At 63.9% G+C, this 25,263-nt stretch carries 25 protein-coding genes; 8 read left to right on the forward strand and 17 right to left on the reverse strand.

Going from position 1 to position 25,263, the window contains the following annotated elements:
• Positions 1-13: 13 nt before the first annotated feature.
• The 3 genes from QX108_RS07660 to QX108_RS07670 are packed head-to-tail and all read right to left on the reverse strand — an operon-like array spanning position 14 to position 2,565.
• Positions 14-1,735: a cbb3-type cytochrome c oxidase subunit I gene (locus QX108_RS07660; protein WP_315780035.1), complete on the reverse strand. Its 1,722-nt coding sequence runs from the start codon at positions 1,733-1,735 to the stop codon at positions 14-16.
• 3 nt (positions 1,736-1,738) lie between these two features.
• Positions 1,739-2,329 carry a hypothetical protein gene (locus tag QX108_RS07665; protein WP_315780033.1) on the reverse strand — a complete coding sequence of 197 codons (591 nt, stop codon included), beginning with the start codon at positions 2,327-2,329 and terminating at the stop codon, positions 1,739-1,741.
• A 59-nt stretch (positions 2,330-2,388) separates the two neighbouring features.
• Complete coding sequence (locus QX108_RS07670; protein WP_315780031.1) at positions 2,389-2,565, reverse strand: hypothetical protein; 177 nt, start codon at positions 2,563-2,565, stop codon at positions 2,389-2,391.
• Between the two features lie 137 nt (positions 2,566-2,702).
• Here QX108_RS07670 and QX108_RS07675 point away from each other — a divergent pair, with 137 nt between their 5' ends.
• Entirely contained in the window at positions 2,703-3,125 is a 423-nt protein-coding gene (locus QX108_RS07675; RefSeq protein ID WP_315799395.1) for a hypothetical protein, read from the forward strand.
• Here the strand turns inward: QX108_RS07675 and QX108_RS07680 are convergent.
• The 3 genes from QX108_RS07680 to QX108_RS07690 form a co-directional block, all read right to left on the reverse strand.
• Positions 3,115-3,906: a Crp/Fnr family transcriptional regulator gene (locus QX108_RS07680; RefSeq protein ID WP_315780028.1), complete on the reverse strand. Its 792-nt coding sequence runs from the start codon at positions 3,904-3,906 to the stop codon at positions 3,115-3,117. The genes QX108_RS07675 and QX108_RS07680 overlap by 11 nt on opposite strands.
• A gap of 66 nt (positions 3,907-3,972) precedes the next feature.
• Complete coding sequence (locus QX108_RS07685; RefSeq protein ID WP_315780026.1) at positions 3,973-4,185, reverse strand: DUF1858 domain-containing protein; 213 nt, start codon at positions 4,183-4,185, stop codon at positions 3,973-3,975.
• A 913-nt stretch (positions 4,186-5,098) separates the two neighbouring features.
• On the reverse strand, positions 5,099-6,145 hold the full coding sequence (locus QX108_RS07690; protein ID WP_315780024.1) for a hypothetical protein: 1,047 nt from the start codon (positions 6,143-6,145) through the stop codon (positions 5,099-5,101).
• 1,360 nt (positions 6,146-7,505) lie between these two features.
• Between QX108_RS07690 and QX108_RS07695 the strand changes: the two genes are divergently transcribed.
• The 3 genes from QX108_RS07695 to QX108_RS07705 all read left to right on the forward strand — a co-directional run bounded on the left by QX108_RS07695 (position 7,506) and on the right by QX108_RS07705 (position 10,265).
• On the forward strand, positions 7,506-8,219 hold the full coding sequence (locus QX108_RS07695; protein ID WP_315780022.1) for a hypothetical protein: 714 nt from the start codon (positions 7,506-7,508) through the stop codon (positions 8,217-8,219).
• 376 nt (positions 8,220-8,595) lie between these two features.
• Positions 8,596-9,570 carry a hypothetical protein gene (locus tag QX108_RS07700; protein WP_315799396.1) on the forward strand — a complete coding sequence of 325 codons (975 nt, stop codon included), beginning with the start codon at positions 8,596-8,598 and terminating at the stop codon, positions 9,568-9,570.
• Between the two features lie 464 nt (positions 9,571-10,034).
• Positions 10,035-10,265, forward strand: a complete 231-nt coding sequence (locus QX108_RS07705) for a helix-turn-helix domain-containing protein (RefSeq protein WP_315780018.1) — start codon at positions 10,035-10,037, stop codon at positions 10,263-10,265.
• 705 nt (positions 10,266-10,970) lie between these two features.
• On the opposite strand, the gene QX108_RS07710 is transcribed toward QX108_RS07705, so the two are convergent.
• The 7 genes from QX108_RS07710 to QX108_RS07740 form a co-directional block, all read right to left on the reverse strand.
• On the reverse strand, positions 10,971-12,407 hold the full coding sequence (locus tag QX108_RS07710; RefSeq protein ID WP_315780015.1) for an NAD-dependent succinate-semialdehyde dehydrogenase: 1,437 nt from the start codon (positions 12,405-12,407) through the stop codon (positions 10,971-10,973).
• Between the two features lie 32 nt (positions 12,408-12,439).
• Positions 12,440-13,087 (reverse strand): ATP-binding cassette domain-containing protein, encoded by a 648-nt coding sequence (locus tag QX108_RS07715; protein ID WP_315780013.1) that lies wholly within the window; start codon positions 13,085-13,087, stop codon positions 12,440-12,442.
• On the reverse strand, positions 13,088-13,789 hold the full coding sequence (locus tag QX108_RS07720) for an ABC transporter ATP-binding protein (protein WP_315780010.1): 702 nt from the start codon (positions 13,787-13,789) through the stop codon (positions 13,088-13,090).
• Positions 13,786-14,529 (reverse strand): ABC transporter ATP-binding protein, encoded by a 744-nt coding sequence (locus QX108_RS07725; protein WP_315780008.1) that lies wholly within the window; start codon positions 14,527-14,529, stop codon positions 13,786-13,788. Before QX108_RS07725 ends, QX108_RS07720 begins: the two co-directional genes overlap by 4 nt.
• Complete coding sequence (locus QX108_RS07730) at positions 14,526-15,569, reverse strand: branched-chain amino acid ABC transporter permease (RefSeq protein WP_315780006.1); 1,044 nt, start codon at positions 15,567-15,569, stop codon at positions 14,526-14,528. Before QX108_RS07730 ends, QX108_RS07725 begins: the two co-directional genes overlap by 4 nt.
• A gap of 3 nt (positions 15,570-15,572) precedes the next feature.
• A complete protein-coding gene (locus tag QX108_RS07735; RefSeq protein ID WP_172134360.1) occupies positions 15,573-16,493 on the reverse strand; it encodes a branched-chain amino acid ABC transporter permease in 921 nt (306 codons plus the stop codon).
• A gap of 103 nt (positions 16,494-16,596) precedes the next feature.
• A complete protein-coding gene (locus QX108_RS07740; protein WP_315780004.1) occupies positions 16,597-17,841 on the reverse strand; it encodes an ABC transporter substrate-binding protein in 1,245 nt (414 codons plus the stop codon).
• 180 nt (positions 17,842-18,021) lie between these two features.
• Between QX108_RS07740 and QX108_RS07745 the strand changes: the two genes are divergently transcribed.
• Both QX108_RS07745 and QX108_RS07750 read left to right on the forward strand, forming a co-directional pair.
• Positions 18,022-18,855, forward strand: coding sequence for a MurR/RpiR family transcriptional regulator (locus QX108_RS07745; RefSeq protein ID WP_172113393.1), 834 nt, complete (start codon positions 18,022-18,024; stop codon positions 18,853-18,855).
• A 21-nt stretch (positions 18,856-18,876) separates the two neighbouring features.
• On the forward strand, positions 18,877-19,701 hold the full coding sequence (locus QX108_RS07750) for an SDR family NAD(P)-dependent oxidoreductase (RefSeq protein ID WP_315780002.1): 825 nt from the start codon (positions 18,877-18,879) through the stop codon (positions 19,699-19,701).
• Positions 19,702-19,911: 210 nt separating this feature from the next.
• Here QX108_RS07750 and QX108_RS07755 read toward each other — a convergent pair whose 3' ends face one another.
• The 4 genes from QX108_RS07755 to QX108_RS07770 all read right to left on the reverse strand — a co-directional run bounded on the left by QX108_RS07755 (position 19,912) and on the right by QX108_RS07770 (position 23,775).
• Positions 19,912-20,889, reverse strand: coding sequence for a HEAT repeat domain-containing protein (locus QX108_RS07755; RefSeq protein ID WP_315720820.1), 978 nt, complete (start codon positions 20,887-20,889; stop codon positions 19,912-19,914).
• Between the two features lie 2 nt (positions 20,890-20,891).
• Positions 20,892-21,125, reverse strand: a complete 234-nt coding sequence (locus QX108_RS07760; protein ID WP_006609939.1) for a ferredoxin family protein — start codon at positions 21,123-21,125, stop codon at positions 20,892-20,894.
• A gap of 21 nt (positions 21,126-21,146) precedes the next feature.
• Entirely contained in the window at positions 21,147-22,889 is a 1,743-nt protein-coding gene (locus tag QX108_RS07765; RefSeq protein WP_315780000.1) for a fumarate reductase/succinate dehydrogenase flavoprotein subunit, read from the reverse strand.
• Positions 22,890-23,001: 112 nt separating this feature from the next.
• Entirely contained in the window at positions 23,002-23,775 is a 774-nt protein-coding gene (locus QX108_RS07770) for a ferredoxin--NADP reductase (RefSeq protein WP_315720822.1), read from the reverse strand.
• A gap of 254 nt (positions 23,776-24,029) precedes the next feature.
• Between QX108_RS07770 and QX108_RS07775 the strand changes: the two genes are divergently transcribed.
• Both QX108_RS07775 and QX108_RS07780 read left to right on the forward strand, forming a co-directional pair.
• Positions 24,030-24,323: a gamma-butyrobetaine hydroxylase-like domain-containing protein gene (locus tag QX108_RS07775; RefSeq protein ID WP_315720823.1), complete on the forward strand. Its 294-nt coding sequence runs from the start codon at positions 24,030-24,032 to the stop codon at positions 24,321-24,323.
• A 72-nt stretch (positions 24,324-24,395) separates the two neighbouring features.
• Positions 24,396-25,181, forward strand: a complete 786-nt coding sequence (locus QX108_RS07780) for a Crp/Fnr family transcriptional regulator (RefSeq protein ID WP_315779998.1) — start codon at positions 24,396-24,398, stop codon at positions 25,179-25,181.
• The last annotated feature ends 82 nt before the right edge of the window (positions 25,182-25,263 follow it).

Consider the following 25,263-nt stretch of genomic DNA (forward strand, 5'->3'; position numbering starts at 1 on the left):
CGCGTCGTGGCCGTCAGCGGAACAGCCAGAGCTCCGACAGATATTTCCAGTTGATGAAGTAGTAGAGGACGAACGAGACGAAGAAGATCGCGACCAGGATCACGGTGCCGGTCAGCTTGGGCGCCCGCTCGCTGCCGTAGTGCGAGGCCACCGCGCCGCCGCCGGCGAACAGCGGGAATGTCAGCTTGTGGCCGCCGACGATCTTCTCACCGAGCAGCACCGTCCCGACGACGATGAGCACGAACAGGGCGCCGCCGAGCGCGGCGATGACCGCGAAGATGCCGTTGAGGCCCATCATCAGGAACGCGCCTGCGGAATACGCGAACGACAGGTTGGCGTCGCTGAAGGTGATGTCCCAGTGCCGCCGCGCCACGCCGAGCGTGCCGGCGCCCATCATGAACAGCGAGATGCCGGCCGCCCCGATGCCGAACAGATAGGGCTGCAGGCGGGCCAGCTTCGGCCAGATGATCTCGCGCTGGAAGATCAACGGCAGCACCAGATAGGTCGCGGCCATGAAGGCGAGCGTGGTACCGGCAACGACCGTGCCGTGGAAATGGCCCGGGACATAGATCGTATTGTGCATGAGCACGTTGAGCTGCTCGGTGCCGAGCACGACGCCGGAGATGCCGCCGATGAAGCCGAAGAACACCAGCGACAGGAACATGCCGGAGAACCCCGGATGGCCCCACGGCGCCTTGCGCAGCCACTCGAACGCGCCATGATCATAGCCGTTGCGGCGCTGTGCCGCCTCGATCGCACCGGGCACGGTCAGTCCGTGCACCATCGAGCCCATCACCGCCAGATACATCATGTAGCTGGTATTGACGATCTTCCAGCTCGCATCGAGTCCCGGCTCCGCCAGCAGATGGTGCGCCGAAGCGAGCTGGAGGAACAGGATGTACATCAGGAAGGCGGTGCGGCTGACCTTCTCGCTCAGCGGCTTGGCGCCGACCAGCAGCGCCGCCGTCAGGTACCACAGCGAGACATGGGCCGAGACGTTGATCTGCTGCGAAGAGTGACCCATCGCCCACCACACCACCTTGTACATCAGGGGATCGATGTCGGAGATCAGCCCGAGCGACCACAGCCAGGTCGGGATCAGGATGATCGCGCCGGAGGCGATCGTGAACACGGCGATGATCGCGGCCGTGAGCGCCCCGAAGGTCACCAGCGGGATCGAGCCTTCATAGGTGCGCTCCTCGCGCGCGATCACCAGCGTCGCAAAGAAGATGCCGCAGCCGATCAGCGCGCCGACCGCGAACAGGATGATGCCGAGGTAGAAGTGCGGCTTGGCCTGCATCGGCGGATAAGAGGTGAACATCACGCTGGAGTCGCCCTGTAGCACAGCGACATTGGTCGCCAGCGCGCCGACCACCATCAGGATGAAGCCGAGCCAGGCGAGCTTCGGGGTCGCCAGCCGGCAATTGAGCAGGATCGCGGAGGCGAAATACAGGATGGCCATCTCGAAGAAGATGATCCAGAACAGCAGCACGTTGGCGCCGTGTCCGGTCAGAATCAGGTAGAACCAGTCTGCTGGCAGCAGGTGCACGGCCGGCCAGCGCGTCAGCGCCACCAGGAGGCCCATGATGCCCCCGATGGCCAGAAACACCACGGCCGCCACGGCGTTCGCCTTGATGAGAGCTTGCGCGGCGGTATCGACCTTCAACCCGGTATACTGGCAGGTGCGGAATTCGGCCCTGGCGGGCACCGCGCCGATGACGGTTTCAGCGGTCATGATTCATCTCTCCTGAGCCGGCCGCGATCCCGCATCCTTGGATCCGGTTTCCGCCTTCTTCTGATCGACGACGTAGATCTTGCCGGTCATGGTATGGTGGCCGATGCCGCAGAATTCGTTGCAGACAATGCCGAACTGGCCGCTGTCGGTCGGCGTCAGCGACAAGACGTGCTCGTATCCGGGATGAACCTGGATGTTGATGTTGGTCGGCTGCAACGAGAAGCCGTGCTGCCAGTCGAGCGACGACAGATGGATGCGATAGCTGACGCCGCGCTCCAGCTCGAGGACCGGCCACCATTGCCAGAGCCGCCCGAGCAGATAGACGTCGCCGCCCGGCGGCGGCTTGGCCACCGGAATGCCCTGCTCCTCGCGCACCTGGTACTTCCTGGCGAATGTCTCGACTTTTTCCTCGTAGGCCGACGGCGCGATGCGATAGGCCTCCTTGCTGAGGTTCTGCTGGCCGATGAAGTGCCAGGCGATCATGAATACGAACATGAACAGCCCCCACAGGAAGGCGACGACGATCCAGGCCAGCTCGACCTTTTCGATCGGCTCGTTCCACCAAATGCGTCGTTCGGGCGGTGTCACAGCCATTGCGGTTCTCCTTGCATGCGTGCGCCTGCCTCCGGACGGGCCGGACGCAGGTGGCTGCGTCATTTCGCGAGGGGGATCGAGGCGACTTCCATCACGCCCCAGATGACGTAGAGGACGGCAGGCAGCGTCACGCCGAGAAACAACAACAAGAATGGATTGTCGAGAATGCGCTGCATTGCCGGCACGCGCATGCCCTGATCGTCATGCTGCGCGCCGTCGCCGGTGCTTGTTGCCATCGGACGATTCCTTGTCGTGAGCGTTCAGCGAAAATGCCTCGTCGTTCAGCTCACATCCTTGACCACGGTTAAGGCAGTGCACCGCAACGAGCGAAATAATCGCGGTCATGATGACGGGTCCTTCAGGCGACGCGCCAGTGCCGTCGCGCGCACCGCAGCGCGCGGCGCTGCTGGCGCTGGCCGGTGCGGTGCTGTTCGGCTTCGTGACCATGGCGCCGCGTCCGCCGACGCCGCGGCAGCAGGTGACGTTGCTCTATGTCGGCGCCGACGACTGTGCCCCCTGCCGCACTTGGCGCAGCAGTAAGGATGCCGCCTCGATCGGCTCCGGGGCATTCACGGGTCTCACATACCGAGAGGTGCGGCCTGCGCATCTCGCCGAGATTCTGAGCGACGACAACTGGTCGGAGGACCTGCGGCCCTATCGGGACCGGCTCAAGCGCAGCGACGGCGTGCCGCTGTGGCTCGTGATCGCCGACCGCCAAGTGCTCGCACAGGGCTTCGGCGACACCGCGTGGCGCACCCAGATCATGCCGCTGCTGCGCGCCCTGCTCACACCCTGATCGACCTGCTGCTCGAACTGCCCACCGGTTTGGCCTCGAGGCTTTGCCGCAGCGGCGATTCGGGCAATCGCGCCTCGCTGTCACGCGGTCCGATACGATCGCAGAGTATCAGCCGCCGTAGCCGCGCGATATCCTCGATCCGCACCTTGGACGCTTGCACGTCGACACCGATGCGGCGCAGCTTGGCGAACACCCGCGACAACGACTCCGGCTTGAGCCCGAGATAGCCGGCGATCAGCGACTTATCATAAGGCAGCGCGATGGTGCAGGCGCCATTGACGCAGGGCGCAAGGGTGGCGAGGAAATCGGCGACACGCTGTGTCGCGCTGAACACCGTGAGCTGTTCGACGCGCTGCGAGAGGCTCTGCAGTTGCTGCGCCGAGGCCGTCATCATCGCTACGGCCAATGCCGGCGTCTGGCGGACGCAGTGCAAGACGTGGTCGGCGGGTACGAACAGGATGCGCGCCGCCGAGACGACGCCGGCCGATGCCGCATGGATGCCGCCGGCGAAGGTCACAGCATCGGCCAGACACTCGTCGCTAGTCAGCACGTTGAGCACCGCCTCGTCGCCGGTCGGCGTCACCCGGTACAGCTTCACCCAGCCACTCAAGATCGCAAACACGGCGATGGCCCGTTCGCCCTGCCTGAACAGCGTCTTGCCGTGACGGAAATTCAGGACGCTCGCCTCCGCGAGCAGCGTCCGCAGGATGTCCGGTGCGAGCGCGCGGAAGACCGGCATTTTCGCCACGATCTCCAGATCGGCCTGTGACGGCATCGTCATGCTACGTTCCCCCCTCGCATCGCGGCCACCCCTTTTTGGGCTTGCCGCATGTCTCGACGGCGATACTCACCTCGGCACGTGGCCTTCGCCGACGGCGCCCTTCAGCGCCGCCATGAACCGGTGGGGATCGACGCCGTGCTCGCGGCATGCATCCTCCACGCTGTGGAAGCAGGCGATGGGACATCCCACGCAACGCATGTTAAAGGCCAGGAATGCGCCGATCGTCTGCGGGGACGACCGCATCACGTCGTCTACCAAGTCCGCGAATTCGATTGCCATCGCAAGCCCGTCCTCAGTTGGGCAAACGTTACCATTCTCGGCCATCCGCTTGTTTGTCGGAGCGCAACTTCGGCGCGCTTGTCGGACGCGGCCGCGAACGTTGCAGCGCAGCGGAGGCGCCAGTCCCTATCTCTTGGTTGCTATCTTCGCGTCGGATGATCCGGACAACCGCAAAGCTTCCCTGCTTTCACGCCTTGGGCTGTCGGGATCTCGGCACGCCCCGAGGGACTAGCATGGCGCAAAAGATGCTGCAGAACGCGGTCGCCGCCGAACCCGACGATGTCGACCTCGCCACCGAGCTGGCGGCGCTGCAGATGCGCGGCATCCAGATGGCCTGCCTAGTACGGCCGGGACGAGGCAATCGCGGCCGAGCCGGTACGGCATTGGAGCGCACGCTTCGGATCAAGCCGGACTCCATCCACGGATGGCCTCGCTCTCTATCTCATCGACCTCAGACAGATTCACCTCGGCCGTTTGGAGGATACGCTCACGACATTCCGGCAGACCGGCAGACCGGCCAGTTCGACACACCGCAAGTGCGGCGCTTGAGATGGCTGCTCGGCGGGGCATACGCGAACATGCTCATGGAGCGGCGGTGCCCTGGCTGCAGCGGTCGATCGCAATTGCGGCGGCCTCGGGCCGACCGCACATGAATCTGGCCGCGACCACGCTGTATTCGCTCGATCCTGTTTCCGTACCCCCCGCTTAACAGGATCTTTTTGTTTTACCCCAATGAGATAGCCGCATCCGGCTCGCGAAGCGTCAGCACCACAGGTGCATAGGGTGTGAGAAAACCCTTGCTTCATTCTTCTGGCCTTCGGCTGCCAGTTTGCGCGGAAGCAGGTTTGCTGGTCACCGATTTGGCCAAGACCCGTACCGCGCAATGAGCTTGCTTAGAGACGAAACGGCAAAGTCAGAATGAACCAGCGCGCCTGCTGTGAACTCCGGCAGCGAGCAGCAGCGCCACAGCCATCGGATCAAGGACGGCAACGAGCACCAGCGTGAGCAGCTGGACCGCTCTCTCGAAGTCCGTGGCGGGTATGCCAATCAGCTCGGCGAGATATCGTATCGCTCCGACCTCGGCCTCGGCACGCCTGCGTTGCGCGTCAATCTTGGCTTTTTCGATCTGTAGATTAGCGAGAGCCCGAGACTCACGTTGGCGTTCCGCCGCGATGTCGGCGCGTTCGCGACGCCTCTGGTCAGCAATCGTCATCGCACCGACCGGCCGGCCAAGGCGCGTCGCCTCGTCGATGGCCGCGTCGATCTGGGCAATGCGCCGGTCAATGTCGGTGACCACTCGGCTCTGCATCCCGAGGCGGGCCTCGACGTCTGCGGTTTTGTCGGCAAGAGCGAGATCTATGGATGCCATATGGTCGGGGTGAGCGCGGGTGAGAAAGCCGAATACGCCAACGGCGTTCAGGCCCATCAACACGCCAATCATCAGGACCAGGACGAACCTCAGGAAGGACGGCGCAGACGTCCAATGCTCAGTCAGCCAGGCCGCCGCCACGAGCTTTCCGGCCTCCAGCACGGCGCCCATGATAATGACAGGCCAGAAGGCTCCGGCAAAGATCGCGGTCAAGCCGTCGATGGAAAAGGCAGCCGATACACAAGCCAACGCCAGAGCGACAATCAAAGCAGCGAGCTTGACGCGTGTCGGAGAACCATGGGCTTTCTCCGTTACGGACATTCCTGCGACGCCGGCCGCGTCCGTAACGCTGGCGGTACCATCCGTAACGGTCGGTGTTACGGTCCCCGTTACAATGATCGCTTCAGCGTTACGGCTGATCAGGCCCGCGCGCTCCCAGGCTTTCAGGCGACGACTGGTCCGCATCCTATTCCAGCCCCATTGGCGTCCGAGCTCAGCGGCGCTGACCGTCACGTGTCCCTCGGGCTGGGAGCGCAGCCAAGCCAGCGCCTCCCTATCATCAAATGGATGGGGCGGAACGGACTCGGTCATGATCAGATGTTGCTCCTTGCGTCTCGGCCCCGCGAGATCGGAGGCGCGCGAAAGGCCGGCTGCTCCAGAACGATGACGCTGACCTCCTTGGCCGGAACGGGGAGCTGCCGGCCCAGACCGGGATCGGTCACCCCTCCTGCTCGCCCCGTGGAGAGAATACGGAGGGGCCCTGCGCGTAGCGGTGCGGATGGCGGGCGATTTTCTGCCGCCGCTTGGCGAAAGCGGATCAAGCCTCGCGAGCCCTGCCCTGCGTGCAGGTGTCCCGCAAAGGTGGCATTTTCGAAGTCAGAGCGGAACGGCCGAATTGCGCGACGTCGCACGCTATGGCCCTCCGCTTAACGGCCACTATGCGCGGTTGCTGCCGAACTGCCGCCGATCGACACCCGATCTGAGCCATCCGTATTGGCGACTTGCGCGCGGCTTTAACACCGATCTTCCTCGACGTTGGACCGGTCCGTGTCGAATTGATGCCGGCGGGCAGTCCGACTTTCCATCTCGGATCTCCAGACGAATAGCATCGCCGATGCAGTTCGATCACTCTGGTTTCTGTCGATAGATCGCTAAGACCCTGCGCTCAGATGCCAATGGTCTGACCGGAGCCGCGGCAAAGATACTGTCTGAGACTCACTACTCGTGTAGCTACCGCGCGGTGTCTGAGCGCAGTTCAGGCTGGGATTGGAAAGGAGCGAGCAGAGGGCGGGTTCGACGGCAAGATAAGAGCGCCTCTCCGCGGCGAAGAATCGGCGGTCGTATGTCTTTGCGTTCACTCAGAGCAGCATGGCACCAAAGTAGACCTCGTAGAGTTGCTCGAAGATGAAGGGCGAGGAAAATCAACGTCCCGAACGGCACCATTCGCAGCCTGGCGAACTGGTTCGCAGATTGGGACAGTCCTAGCCATGAGCGCTCGGAAGGCCGCTGCCGGACCGACGGAGCTTCGTCCAGGCTCGCGCTGCGCGCGGCCCTCGGAGCCGGCTCACGGCCTTTGACTGGGCTTCGGTGGCCCGGCTCTTGGCCTCCATGCGCTTATTGATTCTTGTGAGCACAGGCGCTCGACTGACGAAGAGGCGGAGCTCCCTTGGAGTCAGCCTTCTAGTTGATGATCGGAAATGATCTGAGGCACCGAACTTAACGCGAGTGCCCCATTGCGAACCGTCGCGATCATGTGACCGACGTCCGCAATCAGCCCATTACGGACGTCTAAGGTTGCTGGTACTCAAGATCGAGCCAGGCTGGATCACTATGTCCGGGTTACCTCCGGTCGCGACCGTTAGCGCGGACATCCTGGCACGGCAGCCATGGGCCAGTAGGAGAAGAGGCTTCGCTGGTCGCGGCGCATGAGACAGGCTATCATCGCCTCGGTATGAACCGCTCTGTTTGCAGCATCCGCTCCGGACTTGTGATCGTCGAAGGGATCATGGGGTCCGGAAAGACAACGAGCGTACGGCGAATCGCCGATCGATTGAATCGATCCGGCATCGCCGCCCTCGGCCTTACCGAGGGCGTCAGTCCACATCCGATCCGCTTCGATTGGGATGTGCCGTGGGCGGACATGCCGGCGATGCAGCTGGCGAAATCAGCCGCCGCACGCTGGCGGGCGTACGTCAATTCGGCTCAAGTGTCAGAGCGCATCACGGTTGTCGACGGACAACTTTTTCATGGCAATCTGACGTCTCTGTTCCTGCTTGATGCCGATACAGCCCTGATTCGTGCCTACATTCATGAGGTGGCGGCTGCCATTAAGCCATTACGACCCTTCCTGATCTACTTTAATCAGGATGACGTTGACCGGGCGATCAGAACGGTTGCTGCCGAGCGTGGAGATGCATGGCTGACATATCAGGTCGACTGGAAGCTGACCTCGCCCTATGCCGTCAGGCACGACCTTGGTGGCCTTGACGGGCTCATCGAGTTGTACCGTCACTATCGCAAGCTCACTGACCGCCTTTACGCAGAGCTGGATATCCCGAAGATCAGCATCGAAAACTCGGGAAGGGAATGGTCGAAATACGAAGCGACCATCGATGCCATTCTGATGAACCAACCCGGGACTGCCGAGGGTCCGAATTTGGATTGATCACGCATTCTGCGGAAAACGCGCTGGGACAGCCAGGTCCGTCTTGGGTCAAAGACTGAAATTCTCATGCCGAGCAAATCTCTTCTGCACAACCTCGAATAACCGACATGGCATCGCCTTGACGGCCTTTCTCTGTCGGGCCATGGGCTGTCCTCCGAAATGGGGTGGCGCTATGGCCGGTGTACCCCAGATAACAGGCGACTTGCCGCAGCGCCGCAAGTCGGCAGCCATGGGCCAGAAGCTGACGTTTCTCACTCTGGGAGGCGGACGAACAAGTACAATACCGTACGCGACCACCGGCCATTTGCCGAACTTTCCGATAAACGGCGCTTGCTGCGACCCACGCGCAAATTCCAATATCGCCGGTCGAAATAGAATGTGTGGCACGGCGGGGATTGAGTTGATTTCGCTACTAATGCTTGTTGGTCTGGCTCTGATTGTGACCTTGCTCTTTGTCGCCGCAGGCGCGGCGACATCGCTCCTTGTAGCTAATGGCGCTGAAGAGATCGCTGGATCTGAGCCGTATTGCATCCAGATTTCTGACGGGGCCTCCGACTACCGGCCCGCACGCGTATGGTTCGACCTGTCGATCTTTAGAATGAGGGCCAAGCACGATGGTCCGCTCTACATGCAGCACCACGCGATCCTCGTTGTCGGCGAACCCGCCAAAGCGCGCCTATATCACTGGTCGTATCTCCGCCGCACCTTCGAGCCGGGCGTATTAAACGGGCAGATTGAGGGTCGGGGGCCGGCGATTACATGCCTGCAGGTGCGTGACTTCGTGGGTAAGCGGCTGGCACTGATCCCCGTGTCGCCGGACAGCTATTACATCAGGTATTCTGGAGATGAGACATATCTCATCCCAACCGTCTGGCAAGCAGAGTGGAGCGGCGGGTCACGCCCGAGCTTGCTGCTTGCGACGACCGCTCCCGACTTCCGACCACTCAACCGCCGTCTGATGCCGGCGGAATTTGACAGCAACTCGGTCTTCGTCACGTGGGACCCCGAATGGATGCTAAGTCTAATGAAAGATCCGCCCGGCGGAGAAATTGTCGAGCAAAGTAGCGAGTTTGGTCTCGTGAAGACCAAAACCATCACGCATGGCAAGGACGGCAAGGAGTACGTCGGAAATGGCTATCTTGCTTATGATGACGGTCATGGCGTCAACACCACGATAATAGGCTGCGGCACGCCGTCCGAGGCTGTTCCGAAGTCCTGTCAGCACCGCTTCATCAACAAGGGCCGACACTTCTATTTCCGTCATCGGCCCGAGGACGTGCCCAATTGGCAGAGGATGCAGCAGCGTATCCTTGACTTGATGGCGTCGTTCGAGGTTCACCGCCGCTCGTAGCGAGATCAACCGAGCGGGTTGTCAGGGGAGTCCAAGTTGGCGTCGAGGTCAGCTTCGGGTCTTGGCCGTGTCACACAGCCAGGGTCACAAGCTGCCGTCCCGAACGAGCTAGCGTCACGGCCGGTGTACCTCGGATAGTTACCGACTTGATGCAGCGCCGCACGTCGGCAGGCTCCAGGCCATTCACGGCCCGGTCGCGCGGCCCTGTCACGTCCGTAATTCGCCCGCATCGGACCTTCTCGGTCGGGTGCATCGACGGCAGCTTACGGCCCGGCCCCAGACAACAAGACTCGCCGGAGCGAGTGTCACTGTCGGATGCATAGCCGACGTCAGCGGCGCCGACCTAATGCACGCCTATTCGCCGCCGTTCACCGTCCCTCGCACTACCCATAATTCATCCGGGTTTTATGTCTGACCGGGATCATAAATGCTCGATCGGGCCCATCGTGATCTGGAGTGACAGCATGGGAGATCGAAAGTATCTGACTGCGGAGGAAGTCTCGGAACGCTATCGCGGAGCAGTAAGCGTAGGGACGCTGCGGAATTGGCGAGCGATGCGTGTCGGGCCGGCCTTCGTCAAAATCGGAAAAGCGGTCCTCTATCCGATTGATCAACTCGATGCCTGGGAGAAGCGAAACATGGTGGCGTGTCGTGCGTCTCGACGACTGATCGTGACCGAGTCTGATCAAGGCTGATGATCAGGTTTCGTCACGCCCTACCGTCCCCACTCCCCGTCCCCACTAGGTCGACGATTTTCGAAGATCGACACTACATCAACTAGATAGCTGCGGCGCTACGCTCATGCACAACAACCCCTCCGGCGACCCTCGCCGTCGCAAACGGATGTGCAAGACGGACAAGGCGTTCGTCCACACCGCCAGCCACTCGGCATTCCCGTGACACCATGACGGCCAAGAGCAGCATCCCGACAAAGCTTCAATGCAGGACGGGAAAGTTTTCGGCGAGCGTCGGCGGCAATGTCGTGAGAACGAAAGCGAAAGAATAGTAGAACATGCGTGCACAGGATTTGCACACGCCCTCCACTTAACTATTTGATTTCAAAAATCTCTCTGTCCAATCCATCATCGGCGCCACGGAGAAGCGCCAAGCCGCCATCCCTGTTTTTTCTGTAATTTCAGATCATTTAGGTGCCGCACCGAAGGCATCCGATCTCCGCCTGTGTTCGCCGATTTCCATCCCCCGCCTGTACCACAATGTCGTGACGCGGGGACCGCTTGGAGCGGAAACCGGCAACCCTGGAGGCACCTAGTGGGAATGATCTCCGCTCGCAAGCGCAAAGTCGGCACCATGCCCCTCCGGCCCAGTCCGCCCTCATCAAGCGCGGCGCGGAGATCCGATCAAGGCCGGCCTTGCAATACCCTCACGCCAATGGCTTCCGATCATACGCCAGTCTGCGAGATGAACTTGGTATTGAAGTAACCTTCCATCGCCTCGGTGCCGCCTTCCGAGCCGTAGCCGGAATCCTTGATCCCGCCGAACGGGACTTCAGGCAGCGCGAGACCGAAGCTGTTGATCGACATCATGCCGGCTTCGACGGCCGCGCCGATCGCAGTTGCGGTCTTCGTCGAGCCGGTGAAGGCATAGGAGGCGAGACCAAACGGCAGGCGGTTGGCCTCCTCGACCACTTCATCGAAGGTGGAGAAGCGCGAGATCAGCGCCAGGGGTCCGAACGGTTCCTCGTTCATGGCGCGCGCCTCCTTCGGCACGTCGCTGACCACGGTGGGGGCATAGAAATAGCCCTTGTTGCCGATCCGGTGGCCGCCGGTCTCCAGCCTGGCTCCCTTGCCAACCGCGTCCTGCACCATACCCTCGATCGCAGCAACACGGCGCGGGTTGGCGAGCGAACCCATTTTGGACTCCGGATCGAGGCCGTTGCCGACCTTGAACGCCTTGGCGCTGTCCACGAATGTGTCGACGAACTCACTGAATACCTCGTCCTGCACCAGCATGCGCGTCGGCGAGATGCAGACCTGGCCGGCATTGCGATACTTCGCCGCCGCCAGGATCTTTGCAGCCGAGGCGACATCGGCGTCCTTGAACACGATTGCCGGCGCGTGACCGCCGAGCTCCATGGTGGCACGCTTCATGTGCAGGCCGGCGAGCGCGTTGAGCTGCTTGCCGACATGAGTGGAGCCGGTGAAGGAGATCTTCCGGATCACCGGGTGCGGGATCAGATATTCGGAGATCTCCGACGGCACGCCGTAGACGAGATTGACGACGCCATCGGGCACGCCCGCGTCCGCGAACGCCCGGATGAGTTGCGCCGGCGAGGCCGGCGTCTCCTCCGGCGCCTTGACGATGATCGAGCAGCCTGCGGCGAGCGCGGCCGACAGCTTGCGCACGACCTGGTTGATCGGGAAATTCCAGGGCGTGAACGCCGCGACTGGACCGACCGGCTCCTTCATCGCAAGCTGGTAGATGCCGGGACCGCGCGCCGGGATCAGGCGGCCATAGGCGCGCTTGGCTTCTTCGGCAAACCATTCGATGACATCGGCGGCGGCCATCGCCTCCATCTTGGCCTCGGCTAACGTCTTGCCTTGCTCCATCGTCAGCAGCGGCGCGATCTCGTCATTGCGCTCGCGCATGATCGCGGCGGCCTTGCGCATGATGCGGCAGCGCTCGAACGGCGCGACGCTGCGCCAGAGCTTGAAGCCCGCGGCCGCGGCGGCCAGCGCCTCGTCGAGGTCGGCCTTGCCAGCGTGGGCGACGGTGCCGATAACCTCTTCGGTTGCTGGATTTCTGACATCGAGGACGTTGCCCGATTGGGCGGGCCGCCATCGGCCGCCGATGAAGAGCTGCGTGTTCGAATAGGCCAATGGACTCTCCCTGTCGTTCCGTGTTGCCGGCTTCAAGCGGCGCCATGACAGATCGTATCCGCCGCCTGCGTCATCTCCGGTCCGAGGTAGAGGCGGAAGCGCGGTTCGGCGACGAGCGAGCGGAAGTCCGCCACCGGGGTGACACCACCGCCGGCCACGAACAGAAAACGGCCGGCGATCTCGGCGAGAATGTCGAGATGCCAGGAGGCCGTCGGATGCATGCAGAGGATCACCAGCCGGCCCTCGCCCGCGAGCTTGCGGAAGAAGTCGAGCATGAAGCCGATATAGCCGTCCTGGAGATTGAACTGCGGCTCGTCGAACAGATGCACGAGCGGAGTCGCCGTGGGCGACCGCGCCAGGAGCACCGACGGAACCCGCTTGCGAAAGCGCCTGACTTGATAGGACTGGTGATAGTGGATCGCGAGCCGGTCGCGCTCGCGATATTTGACGGCATGGATATCGGTGCCCCCGACCAGCACGCGGCCCGAGGTCGGCGCGTTCGAGCCCGTCATCATCTCGAATAAGGTGGTCTTGCCTGCCCCGTTCGGGCCGACGACACCGACGATGCCCGGCTCGTTCAGCGACAGATCGGCGTCGAGCGTGAAGGTCGGGCGACGGACAACGCGTCCGCTGGTGTAGACCTTGCGGACGCGATCGAGGACGAGCAGAGGCGCGGACATTCAATGCACTCCCAGCAGGCGCTGACGAAGCAAGCGGTCCTCGCGCAGCGCTGCGGCCTCGCCGGTCCAGACGATCCGGCCGCGGTCGAGCACGGCGGCATGGTCGGCGACCGACAGCGCGATCTCCGCGTTCTGCTCGACCACCAGCGAGGCGATGCCTTCCTGCTTCATGCGGGTGATGGTCGCGAGCACATCACCGACGATCTTTGGCGCAAGCCCCTGGCTCGGCTCGTCGAACAGCACCAGCCCGGGCGAGCCGACCAGCGCACGCGCGATCGCCACCATCTGCATCTCGCCGCCCGACAGGTTTTCGCAGTCGCGCTCCATCAGATAGGCGAGCGGCGAGAAGATCTCGCTCGCTTCCTTCACGGTCCAGCGCCGGAAGCGCGTGCGCTTCTGCGCAATCGCGAGGTTGCGCGCCACCGAGAGGGTTGGACATAGCCGCCGGTCGTCGGGCACCCAGCCGATGCCCGCGCGAGCGATCTCATGGGTCGGCTCGCGCGTCACCTCACGGCCGTCGAACCGGACTGCGCCGCGCCGCGGTCGCGTCAGCCCGAGGATCGAGCGGAGCATAGTGGTCTTGCCGGCGCCGTTCGGCCCGAGCAGCGCAAAGACCTTTGCGTGCGCGATCGCGAGCGAGGCGCCGAACAGCGCCTGGGTCTCGCCATAGTAGGTATCGATCGCGTCCACCTCGAGGATCATGCGAATTTTCCCAGGTTCGAACGGCGGACCCATTCGTTCCGCTGCAACTCCTGCGGCGTACCGCGCGCCACCACCTGCCCCCAATGGATGACCGAGATGCGGTCGGCGAGCGAGAACAGGAATTCCATGTCATGCTCGATGGCGACGATCGTGAGCTTGCCCTTCAGCTGCGCGACCAGGGCGGCAAGCCGCTGCACGCCGTCGGAGCCGAGGCCGGAGGTCGGCTCGTCCAGGCAGAGCACCCGCGGCGCCTGGGCCAGCGCGACCGCGATCTCCAGCGCGCGACGATCGCCATAGGAGAGATCCTTGGCGCGAACGTCCCCTTTGTCGGCAAGCCCGACCGCTGCAAGCGCTCCGGACGCCTGGTCGAGGAGGCTGCGGTCGCCCGCCGCCGCGCGGATCATGTCGAGGCCGCGCGCGCGAAACGCGGGCAGGCCCATCATGACATTGTCGCGGGCGGAGAACTCGTCGAACAGCGTCATGATCTGGAACGAGCGGGCAATGCCCTTGGCGGCGATGCGATGCGGGCTCAGGCCGGTGACGTCCTCGCCGTCGAGCCGGATCGATCCGCGGTCAGGCTTCACGCGTCCCGTCAGGACGTTGAAGAAGGTGGTCTTGCCGGCGCCGTTCGGTCCCATCACGCCGTGGAATTCGCCTTCGGCAACGGCAAGGTCGACGCTTTCCAGCACCACGCGATCGCCGAAGCGGACATGCACGCCAGCGGCCTCGATCATGCTCATCGGCCGCCTCCGAACAACAGACGCATGGCGGAGCTGCCGCGTCGGCGCAGCGCATTCAACGAATGCTGCTGCATGGCGGCTGCGATCGCCCCCGCGATGCCCTCGGGGCGGAACAGCACGATCGCCATGAACAACAGCCCGAAATAGAGCATCCAGGCATTGGTGAACGCGCCGATCACGTCGCGTGCGGTGAGAAACAGCAGCACGCCGATCACCGGGCCCCAGAAACTGACGAGGCCGCCGCCGACCAGCGTCATCATCACGACGTAGCCGGACTGATGAAGGCTCATGACATCCGGGAATGCGGCAAGCTGCGCCATCGCGAACAGTCCGCCGGCAAAGCCGGACAGCGCGGCCGACAGCGTGAAGACCGAGGCCTTGTAGAGCCAGACGTTGTATCCGAGATGGGCGGCGCGGACCTCGTTCTGCTTGATCGCCGCGATCACGCGGCCGTAGGGCGAGTGCACCAGGCGCCACAGCACGACGATGCCGACCGCGAAGACGGCGAGCACGAAATAGTAGAACGCGACATTGTCGGTGAGATCGAACGACACCACGCCGAAATCGGCCGGCAGCCGCCTGATCTTCAGCAGGCCGTCCTCGCCGCCGGTGATGCGGTGCGACTTGATCGACAGCGTCCAGAAGATCTGACCGAAAGCGATCGTCATGAAGGCGTAGTAGATACCGCGGCGATGGGAGATGAACAGCGCGACGATCGCTCCGGCGACCCCTGCGGCGAGCGCGGCGCCGGCGAGGCAGATCCAGAGATTGGCGACGATATCGAACTGGCACATCCCGAACGCGTAGGCGCCGATGCCGAAATACGCGCCGTGCCCGAACGACGGCAATCCGGCGGTGCCCAGCACCAGATTGAAGGCCAGCGCATAGAGCGCCCAGATCAGGATCTCGATCCCGAGATAGGGATACAACCCGATCCGCGCAATCCAGAGCGGCACCGTTGCAAGCACGAGCCAGAGCAGCAGCATCGTCGGCGTGACGAGGCGCACCGCATCGGACGAGGTGGTCGAACCCACGGTCATGTCCTACACCTCAAGAACACTTTTCTTGCCCCAGAGGCCGCGCGCACGGAACGTCACGACGGCAACGAGCAGAATGTACATTGACAGCAGCGACCATTCGGACGCGTAGGCTCCGGCAAGACCGACGCACAGCCCAACCAGCAGGCCGGCCACGACGGCGCCCCAGAAGCTTCCGACGCCGCCGAGCACGATCACGAGGAACGCCGGGATGACGGCATCGACGCCCATATGCGGGCGAATGCCCCAGATCGGCGCGACGATGATGCCCGCCACCGCAGCGAGCATGGTGCCGAACACGAAGACCAGCAACCTGAGCCGCGCCAGATTGATGCCGAGCGCGCGCACGATCTCGCTGTCATGGGCGCCGGCCTTCACGGTCGCGCCGAACGAGGTCTTCTCGATCAGCAGCCAGACCAGACCGATGATCCCCGCCGCAATGCCGGCCGCGTAGAACCGATAGCTCGACCAGATCAGGTCGCCGAACAGGAAGCCGCCGTTGACGGCGGACGGCACCTGCAGGACATAGTCGCGCGTGCCCCAGACGAGGCGGATGAGCTCCTCGATCACCATCGCCGCGCCGAACGTCAACAGCAGGCCATAGAGCGGGTCCTTGCCGTAGGTGCGCCGCATGCAGACTTCGATGACCATACCAACGAGGCTGACGACGAGCGGCGCGACGAGCAGCGCCGCCGCGTAGCGCCAGCCGAGCGGCAGCGCGAGCCACACTTTGGCGACATCAGCCGGCAGCGGCGGACGCGGCCCGGTGAGCTGCATGGCGACATACGCTCCCAGAGCAAACAGCGAGCCGTGCGCCAGATTGATCTGCTCCATCAGCCCGACGATGAGCATGAATCCGAGCGCGATCAGCGCGAACAACAGGCCGAGCGTCAGCCCGTTGACGAGATGCGGAAGAAGGTCGAACACGGGTTGTGGTCTCGCAACTTGGCATGGTCCCCGCCCGGTGCGCTTGGCCCCGGGCCGGCGGCGCGAGCGGCGCGCCGCCCTTCTGCGACCTGACGAACCGCCGTCAGGAGTCGACCGTCGGCACCTGCTCATAGGGCATCAGCTTGCATTTGGCAGGCGCCGCATCGTCGGCCGCCGATTTCGGCTCCGTCCAGCTGATGATCTCGTACAGATCGGTGGCGTCGGCAGGTTTGGCATTGCGCCGTGCGAGATAGATCGTCTGCTGCATCTGGTGGGTCGCCGGGTCCATGTAGGCGTCGAAATGCTGCATGCGGTCGGTCGCGGAGACCTTGAGGGTCTCCAGCTCCTTGATGATCTTGACGTTGTTGGTCGAACCGGCGCGTTCGATGGCGCGCAGCAATTCGCGCGTCGCCATGTAGCCGTTGTAGGACACATTGCCGGGCACCGGAATCGGGCCGTCCTTGTTGACGGCCTGCCACTTCTTGACGAACTCGGCGACGCCCGGTAGCGGAAGCTTGTGATACCAAGTCGTTCCGAACACGCCAAACAAGCTGTCCGGCGCGCCCCAGACGTCCGGCCAGTCCTGCTGATTGTTGATCCAGGCCGGCTTGCCGTCGAGCTTGAGCTGCGCCACCTGCTCGCGCAGCGCCTTGATGTCGTCGCCCCCGATCGCGGTCGCGACGACGTCCGGCTTGGCCTGCTGGATCTTCAGCAGATAGGCCGTGAAGTCACGCGTATTCTGCGGCACCAGCAGATTGTCGATGATCTTTCCGCCGGCCCCCTCGACCTGCGCCTTGGTGGCGGCCGACGTCGTATGGCCCCAGACATAGTCGTTGGTCAGCAGCATCCAGTTCTTGCCGATGGACTCGACCGCGTTCTTGACCGACGCCTTGGAGAAATTGGTGCCGTTGCCGTCCCAGACGAACTTGACGCGCGAGCAGTTCTCGCCGGCCTCGCTTGGCGCCGAGGAGTTGGTGTTGAGGTAGATCACGCCGTATTTGCTGGCGACCTGGGTGATCGCGTTGGCGACACCGGAATGCAGCGCGCCAATGAGGATCGTGCAGTCCTCGCGGGTGATGAAGCGTTCGGCAACACGGCTGCCGGTCGCCGGGGTGGTCTCGGTATCGGCGGTGATGTAGGTGACCGGACGACCGAGCACGCCGCCTTTGGCGTTGAACTCGTCGATGGCCATCTTGATGCCGCGGAAATCATCCTGCCCGCTGTTGCCGTACTGGCCGCTGGCATCGCAGGTCAGGCCGAGCTTGATCGGCTTCGCGCCCTGCGCCCAGGCATGGTTCGCCTGCCATGGGCCAAAGAAACTGCCGGTGCCGCCAATGACGGCCGTCATCAGGCTGCCCTTCAGAACGCCTCGACGTGAAATCTGACGCCTCTTCATCGTTCCCTCCCGACCGTGAAGTGTCTTGTTGTTGGCGGTCAGAATATTCATTTCATTTTATGTGTAAAGTGGAATATTTGATCCACGCGACAAAATGTCGTTAGAGAGCGGACCGACCTGGAGATTCGATTGATGAACAAGGCATCCGGCCCCACGAACTATGACGAGTTGCGCGGCGCGATCGCGCAGCGCCATAGAACTCTCTCCGGCCGCCTCCAGCAGATCGCGGAGTTCGTGCTCGACCACCCGACGGACGTCGCACTCGGGACCGTCGCAGAGGTGGCCCAGCGCTCGGGCGTGCCGCCGTCTGCCATCGTGCGCTTCGCGCACGCCCTGGGCTTTGGCGGCTTCACCGAGATGCAGCAGGTGTTCCGCTCGCGCCTCGTCGCCGGGGTGGCGCCAAGCTACAAGGCGCGGCTTGCGCGGATGAAGAGCGAGGAGAAGTCAGTGCTCGGCCGACAGCCGGCCGCGGTGCTGTCGCGCTTCGTCTCGGAAGCGCAATCGGCGCTGGCGGCGCTGAGCCAGTCCGTGCACGCGCGCGAGCTCGACGCCGCGACCGCGATCCTCGCCAAAGCGCGCGACATCTACCTGGTCGGCCTCGGCGGCTCGTTTCCGGTCGCAACCCACCTCGCCTACGTGCTGCGCAAGCTGGGACGGCGCGTGGTCCTGCTCGACGGCACCGGCGGCAGCATTCACGAGCAGTCGCACGCTGCGACGCGCGACGATGCGCTGGTCGCGATCAGCTTCCGCAACTACTATACCGATACGGCCCGGCTGTTTGCTGAGCTCGTCGGGCGCGGCGTGCCGACCATTTCCATCACCGACAGCCTTCTGAGCCCCATCGCCGAAGGCGCGAGCGTCGTGTTCGAGATCCAGGATATGCCCGAACCTGCGCTGCGCACGCTGGTGGCGCCGATGTGCCTGGTGCAGGCCCTGGCGATCGGCCTCGATCTCGCGGTCGACTGACATTCGTGAATGGAGAAGATCATGGCATCGCATGAGGCGACGAAGATTCTGACTGGCCGGGTTGCGCTGGTGACGGGCGCGGGACGCGGACTGGGCCGCGCCTTTGCGGAGAAGCTGGCCGTACTCGGCGCCGACGTCGCCATCCATGGCATGCGCGAGAACGGCCCGGCGGAATACGGCGAGGGCACCACGCTGACCGCCGTCGCCGCGGAGATCGGCAACACCTTCGGCACCCGCACCGTACGCGCGCTGGGCGACCTCACCCAGGCCGCCGACATTTCAAGAGTGGTCGCGGAAACCGAGGCGGCCCTCGGTCCGATCGACATTCTCGTCCACAATGCCGGGGGCGACATCGCGGCCGGCGGCGGCAAACCCGACCCGAACGACGCCGCCAACATCAAGGAGGCCGACGTGCGCGCGGTGCTGGACCGCAACCTGCTTTCGACGATCCTGACCTGCCAGGCCGTCGCGCGCGGCATGATGGAGCGTCGGCGCGGCCGCATCGTCACGCTGGGCTCGGTCGCCGCGTTCAAGGGCCGCACCAACAGCGCGATCTATGCGGTGGCGAAGGCGGGCGTGACGCACTACACGCGCTGCCTCGCCGATCAACTCCGTCCTTACGACATCACGGTCAACTGCATCGCGCCCGGCGATACCCGCACCGGCCGCTTCCTCGGCACCCGCGCCGTCGACGCGAACCGTCTGGTCGAGAACGGCACGCTCGACCGCATCGCCACTGTCGACGAGGTCGCGCGCGTCGTCGAATTTTTCGCCGGTCCGATGGGAGCATTCGTTTCGGGTCAAGTGCTGCGCATCGATGGCGGCACTCAGTGCTGGCCGGCCTGATAGGACCGAGGCACGCCTACCCTAACCTACGATGGCGTCCCGTTGGATTCGACATCCGCGGGCAATGTCGATGTCGACTACGACAAATCGTGAGGCTTCTCGGATTTCTTAAGCCCGGCCAACGAATGAGCCAGGCGTTGCTCGAGGCCAACCGCCACGGCACTCCGTGGCGGCCCTTGCCTGCTTACGCAGAATGGGACCGCGGAAAGGCTAGGACCCCGCCCGAGCCTTGCTCGCGGCGATCTGATGCAGTGCCCATCGCGCGTTCTTGCGCACGTCGGGATCGAGATCGTTGGCGACCAGCGCAAGGAATGGCTCGCCATCGGGCGCGGCGATCTCGCCGAGCGCGGCCGCCGCCTCCTTGCGCAGATTGGCCTGCTCGTGGGTAATGCAATGACCGATCGGACGCACGGCCTGCGCGATCTTCATGCGCCCGAGGCTGCGGATCGCCTTCAGGCGCACCTGCCAGAATTCATCCGCCAGGCATGCCATCAACGGATCGGCCGCGACCGCGCCATTGGCGTTGAGGCCGAGCGTCTCGGCCGCCATCTCGCGCACCATCCAGTCGGAATCCGCGAGCGCCCTGGTGATGGTCTCGGCCGCGATCCTCATGTGCGAGAACGCGAGCGCACTGACCGCGGCGCGCCGGACATGCGCGTCGGGATCGCCGATCAGCGCCGTCAGCGCCGGAATTGACTCTTCCAGCTTGAGGAAGCCGATGACGCCGATCGCCTGCACGCGGACCGCGGCATCCGGATCCTGCAATGCCTCCAGCGCCGGCTTGAGCGTATCCTTGCGCCGCAGCTCCTTCAGCGCGCGCAGCGCGCCCGTGCGAACGAAGGCATGGGCATGCTTCACGAGCGGCAGGATGGCATCGGCCGACGCGGGATCCTTGAACTCGGCCAGGCTGTCGGCAGCGGCCGCGGCGACGATCCGCTCGGGATCGACGAGCAGTTGAACCAGCGCCTCCGCCGCCTCCGGTCCATCGAACTCGCCGAGCGCCATCGCGACCTGCTGGCGCACGCCGGCGTCGGGATCGGCGACCATCTTCGCCAGATGCGCCACGGCGGCCGGATCGCCGGAATGTCCCAACGCGATGATCGCAACCCGCCGCTCCGCCGGATCGGCGGCGCCGAGCCGCTCGTCGGCGTCGTCGAGATCGTCATAGGATTCGAACGGGCTCGACATGATCACCTCAGCAGATAGGGAATGTTGACGGTGACGGCGCCGGTCGGGCAATCCGCCTCGCAGGGCATGCAGTACCAGCACTCGTCATAGGCCATGAAGGCCTTGCCGGTCATGTCGCTGATCCTGAGCACGTCGAGCGGGCAGACGTCGACGCACACCGTGCAGCCCTTGTCGGCGATGCATTTGGCGTCGTCGACGACGACCGGAACCGACGTCTGATAGGTGGCAAGAGGCATGTCTCGTTCTCCGTCTGATCGTCAGGCGCTGGCGCGGATGCGCTGCTTGTCGTAGAGGTCCTTCTCGTCGTCCGCGATCGGCACGACATAGGGCTGCACCGCGCGCTTCTCGCTGGTCATGCGACCGTCCCGCTTGCTCAGCAGCGTGTGGCAGAACCAGTTCTCGTTGTCCTTCTCCGGAAAGTCGGTGCGCCAGTGATAGAGTCCCCAGCGGCTCTCCTCGCGGAACAGCGAGGCATGGGCGGCCATGTCCGCACAATCCATGATCGACTGCACCTCCAGCGCACGCAGCAGCTCATGCGCGTTGCGCGCGATCATGCGCTCCTGCATGTCCTCGCGGACCTCGGCGAGCCGGCGCATGCCGAGCTCGTACTTCCGCGTCACCTTCGGCGGCTGCAGATAGTCGTTGACCAGTCTGCGCGTCTTGTACTCGATCTGGTTCGGCGGAATGCCGTCCTCGCGCCTGGTCGGCGCCATCACGCGCTCGCGCTCCAGCGTGATCTCGCCGGCATCGACCGCGCCGAAATCATGATTGTCGGCGAACTCCATCGCATCGAGCCCGGCGAACGAGCCGTTGGTGAACGCACCGAGCATGTAGTTGTGCGGCACGCTGGCCATGTCGCCGGCCGCGTAGAGGCCGGGAACGGTCGTGCGGGCATTGTCGTCGACGAACACGCCCGACGCGCTATGGCCGGAGCAGAAGCCGATCTCGGAGATGTGCATCTCGATCGACTCCTTGCGGTAGTCGACGCCACGTCCCTCCTGGAACAGTCCGCGCGTGGGCCGCTCGACCTTGTGCAGGGTGTGCTCGATCTCCTCGATGGTCTTGTCGTGCAGGTGCTTGAGCTGCAGGAACACCGGCCCTTTGCCCGACAGAAGCTCGTTGTAGAACTCCAGCATCATCTGGCCCGACCAATAGTCGCATTCGATGAAGCGGCGATCCTCGTTGTTGGCGGTGTAGGCGCCGAACGGACCGGCGACATAGGCGCAGGCCGGACCGTTGTAGTCCTTGATCAGCGGATTGATCTGGAAGCATTCGAGATTGGCGAGCGCCGCACCCGCGTGATAGGCCATCGCGTAGCCGTCGCCGGAATTGGCGGCGTTCTCATAGGTGCCGAACATGTAGCCCGAGGTCGGCAGCCCGAGCCGGCCGGCCGCGCCCATGCACAGGATCACGGCCTTGGCCTTGATCACCAGGATCTCGGCTGTGCGCGTGTTGACGCTGACGACGCCGGCGACGCGGCCGTCGCTCGATTTCAGCAGGCGCGTCGCCATGTAGCGGTTGGAGATCAGGATGCGCGCCCGGCGCAACTGACGGTACAGCGCCTTCTTCACGGTCTCGCCGTTCGGCATCGGCAGCACATAGGTGCCGATGTGGTGCACCTTCTTGACGGCATAGTCGCCGTTCTCGTTCTTGAGGAAGCGGATGCCGAAGCTGTCCAGCTCCTCGATGATGCCGTAGCAGCTCTGGGCGTATTTATAGACGGCCTTCTGGTCGACGATGCCGTCATTGGCGATCGTGATTTCCTTGGTGTACTGCTCCGGGGTCGCATAGCCGGGGATGACGGCGTTGTTCAGGCCGTCCATGCCCATCGAGATCGCGCCGGAGCGCTTGACGTTCGCCTTCTCCAGCAGAACGACGTTCGCCTTGGGATTCTTCATCTTGGCCTTCAGGGCGGCCATCGGGCCGGCCGTGCCGCCGCCGATCACCAGCACGTCGCAGGACACCTCCGAGAGGCCGTCGACGATCTCATCCATTGCCATTCTAAGCTCCTGCTTGGCCGGCGTCACACCGGTCCGGATCAGACTTGTTCAGCGGGGGCACCCGGCGATAGCAATTAGTTGTCGCCTGAGCGCGTTTCTTCACGCCGGCCGGTCAACGCTCGACGAACGCCTTCTCGACCACGAAATGGCCCGGCGTGCTGTGGTTGCCCTCGGTGAAGCCGCGCTCCTCCAGCATCGCCTGAAGTTCGGCCAGCATCGCCGGGCTGCCGCACAGCATGACGCGATCGGTCCCGAGATCGAGATCGGGCCCGTCGATGTCGGCGAACATCTGCCCCGATGCGATCAGGTCGGTGATGCGGCCGCGGTTGCGGAACGGCTCACGCGTGACGGTCGGATAATAAAGCAGCCGGTCCCGGACCAGCGGGCCGAAGAATTCATGGCCGCGCAGGCCCTCGACGAGCTGCTCGCCATAGGCGAGCTCCGAGACCTGGCGGCAGCCATGAGCGAGCACGATGGTCTCATAGGTGTCGTAGATGTCGGGATCCTTGATCAGGCTGGCGAACGGCGCCAGCCCCGTTCCGGTCGACAGCAGCAGCAGCCGCCTGCCGGGAATGAGGTTGCCCGCGATCAGGGTTCCCGTCGCCTTGCGCCCGACCAGGATACGGTCACCTTCCTTGATCTTCTGCAGCCGCGATGTCAGCGGTCCATCCGCCACCTTGATGCTGAAGAATTCCAGCGCCTCCTCATGATTGGCGCTCGCCATGCTGTAGGCGCGCATCAGCGGCCGGCCGTCGACCTCGAGCCCGATCATCGCGAACTGCCCGTTCTGGAAGCGGAAGCCGGGATCCCGCGTGGCGGTGAAGCTGAACAGCGACTCGGTCCAATGCCGGACCGACAACACCGTCTCGCTCTGAAAAGCGCTCATCCTCGTCTCCTGCGGCGCGACACGCGCCTTGTCTCCGGTTGCTGAGCACGATCTCGCGGAAACGGCGCGGTCCGGCAATTTCGAACGCGCGACGCCGGTGGATTAGTTGCAAACTTTCTCCGCCCCACCGCTCGATCGTCCGGCGGCGACGCATCCGGCCGGGGAATCGAACCACCGAGGCAATTAGTTGCTGGGTGGGTTCGCTCCGTTTGCCTAGCCTCTCGGCAGCGGCCACGACACAACCAGGAGGCAACATGACGGATGTTGAAATCGCGGACAGCGAGGTCAGCGCGGACCTTTCGTCGTTGCTGCTGCGGAGCACGAGCGGCGCTGGTCCTGCCGTGATATCGGCCGAACGGCTGCGCCTGTCCTGCATGTGCGCGCATTGCAAGCGCGCCCGCTTCGACGGCCGCTTCCCGGCGCAGTTCCCCGGCATCGCCATCGTGGCGGTCGGAGATCTCGGCTACGGGCTGAACATCGCGTTTTCCGACGGCCACAATCGCGGCATCTATCCGACATCATACCTCCGGGAGCTGGCCGCGGCCTGAACGGCAGCGCCGCGCCGGATGGCACGAACATTGCTCCGCTTCTGATCAGCGTGATCAATGCGGAGGCAAGACATGTTGCTGCAGGCGGCCAAATCAGCTGCGGACGCCGTGCCCACGCCCCTGCCACCCGCGCGCGCGGTGACCAGCTCGTCGCTTCTGCTCACCGAGAGCCAGCAATCCATCGGCGGCCCACCGTCGCTGATCGAAAGGCTCAGCCTGCGCGAGCGTGAGCAGGTGCTCAAACAGGGCCGCCGCAAGGTGCTCAACCGCGGCCAGACGCTGTTCAGCCAGGGCGCAAAGCACGACGGCATCTTCCTGGTCGAGAGCGGCCGCATCCGGGTGTTCTACACCTCGCCGCAGGGCCGTGAGATCACGCTCGCCTATTGGCATGTCGGGAACTTCGTCGGGGGCCCCGAGGTGTTCGACACCGGCGTGCATCAATGGTCGGGCGTCGCCGCCAGCAATGCCAGCGTGATTCAGCTGCCAGGCAAGGAGCTGCGAACGCTGGTCGCCGAGATCCCCAATCTCGCAATCGGGCTGATCGAGGGATTGAGCTTCAAGGGGAAGTGCTACTCCGCGCTGGCGCAAATGCTGGGAACACGTTCGATCACCGAGCGGCTCGCGCATCTTCTGCTGCATCTGGTCGACCTCTACGGTGTCGACGATCCCGAAGGCAAGGTCATCGCCGCGGCCTTCACCCATGCCGACATCGCTCACATGGTCGGCGCGACGCGGCAGTGGGTGACGATCAGCCTCAAGCGGATGCAGGAGAAGCGCATCGTCCAGACCCGGCGCTCGCAGATCGTGGTCTGCCGGCCCGATCTCCTGGAAGAGATGCGCGGTCAGGCCGCCGATTAGCCGGCCTGCTCATGCAAGCGGCTGTCATGTGCGAAATTGCCCAAGGAGTACGCAACCGGGATTTGACGGCAACTAATCCACC

The sequence above is a fragment of the Bradyrhizobium sp. SZCCHNR1002 genome (genome assembly GCF_032381435.1).
Lineage (GTDB): Bacteria > Pseudomonadota > Alphaproteobacteria > Rhizobiales > Xanthobacteraceae > Bradyrhizobium > Bradyrhizobium aeschynomenes.

Excerpts from the sequence above, each read along its gene's own strand:
- QX108_RS07660 (WP_315780035.1), bottom strand. The coding sequence starts at position 1,735 with ATGACCGCTGAAACCGTCATCGGCGCGGTGCCCGCCAGGGCCGAATTC.
- QX108_RS07665 (WP_315780033.1), bottom strand. The coding sequence starts at position 2,329 with ATGGCTGTGACACCGCCCGAACGACGCATTTGGTGGAACGAGCCGATC.
- QX108_RS07670 (WP_315780031.1), bottom strand. The coding sequence starts at position 2,565 with ATGGCAACAAGCACCGGCGACGGCGCGCAGCATGACGATCAGGGCATG.
- QX108_RS07680 (WP_315780028.1), bottom strand. The coding sequence starts at position 3,906 with ATGACGATGCCGTCACAGGCCGATCTGGAGATCGTGGCGAAAATGCCG.
- QX108_RS07685 (WP_315780026.1), bottom strand. The coding sequence starts at position 4,185 with ATGGCAATCGAATTCGCGGACTTGGTAGACGACGTGATGCGGTCGTCC.
- QX108_RS07690 (WP_315780024.1), bottom strand. The coding sequence starts at position 6,145 with ATGACCGAGTCCGTTCCGCCCCATCCATTTGATGATAGGGAGGCGCTG.
- QX108_RS07695 (WP_315780022.1), top strand. The coding sequence starts at position 7,506 with ATGAACCGCTCTGTTTGCAGCATCCGCTCCGGACTTGTGATCGTCGAA.
- QX108_RS07700 (WP_315799396.1), top strand. The coding sequence starts at position 8,596 with ATGTGTGGCACGGCGGGGATTGAGTTGATTTCGCTACTAATGCTTGTT.
- QX108_RS07705 (WP_315780018.1), top strand. The coding sequence starts at position 10,035 with ATGGGAGATCGAAAGTATCTGACTGCGGAGGAAGTCTCGGAACGCTAT.
- QX108_RS07715 (WP_315780013.1), bottom strand. The coding sequence starts at position 13,087 with ATGTCCGCGCCTCTGCTCGTCCTCGATCGCGTCCGCAAGGTCTACACC.
- QX108_RS07720 (WP_315780010.1), bottom strand. The coding sequence starts at position 13,789 with ATGATCCTCGAGGTGGACGCGATCGATACCTACTATGGCGAGACCCAG.
- QX108_RS07725 (WP_315780008.1), bottom strand. The coding sequence starts at position 14,529 with ATGAGCATGATCGAGGCCGCTGGCGTGCATGTCCGCTTCGGCGATCGC.
- QX108_RS07730 (WP_315780006.1), bottom strand. The coding sequence starts at position 15,569 with ATGACCGTGGGTTCGACCACCTCGTCCGATGCGGTGCGCCTCGTCACG.
- QX108_RS07740 (WP_315780004.1), bottom strand. The coding sequence starts at position 17,841 with ATGACGGCCGTCATTGGCGGCACCGGCAGTTTCTTTGGCCCATGGCAG.
- QX108_RS07745 (WP_172113393.1), top strand. The coding sequence starts at position 18,022 with ATGAACAAGGCATCCGGCCCCACGAACTATGACGAGTTGCGCGGCGCG.
- QX108_RS07750 (WP_315780002.1), top strand. The coding sequence starts at position 18,877 with ATGGCATCGCATGAGGCGACGAAGATTCTGACTGGCCGGGTTGCGCTG.
- QX108_RS07755 (WP_315720820.1), bottom strand. The coding sequence starts at position 20,889 with ATGTCGAGCCCGTTCGAATCCTATGACGATCTCGACGACGCCGACGAG.
- QX108_RS07760 (WP_006609939.1), bottom strand. The coding sequence starts at position 21,125 with ATGCCTCTTGCCACCTATCAGACGTCGGTTCCGGTCGTCGTCGACGAC.
- QX108_RS07765 (WP_315780000.1), bottom strand. The coding sequence starts at position 22,889 with ATGGCAATGGATGAGATCGTCGACGGCCTCTCGGAGGTGTCCTGCGAC.
- QX108_RS07770 (WP_315720822.1), bottom strand. The coding sequence starts at position 23,775 with ATGAGCGCTTTTCAGAGCGAGACGGTGTTGTCGGTCCGGCATTGGACC.
- QX108_RS07775 (WP_315720823.1), top strand. The coding sequence starts at position 24,030 with ATGACGGATGTTGAAATCGCGGACAGCGAGGTCAGCGCGGACCTTTCG.
- QX108_RS07780 (WP_315779998.1), top strand. The coding sequence starts at position 24,396 with ATGTTGCTGCAGGCGGCCAAATCAGCTGCGGACGCCGTGCCCACGCCC.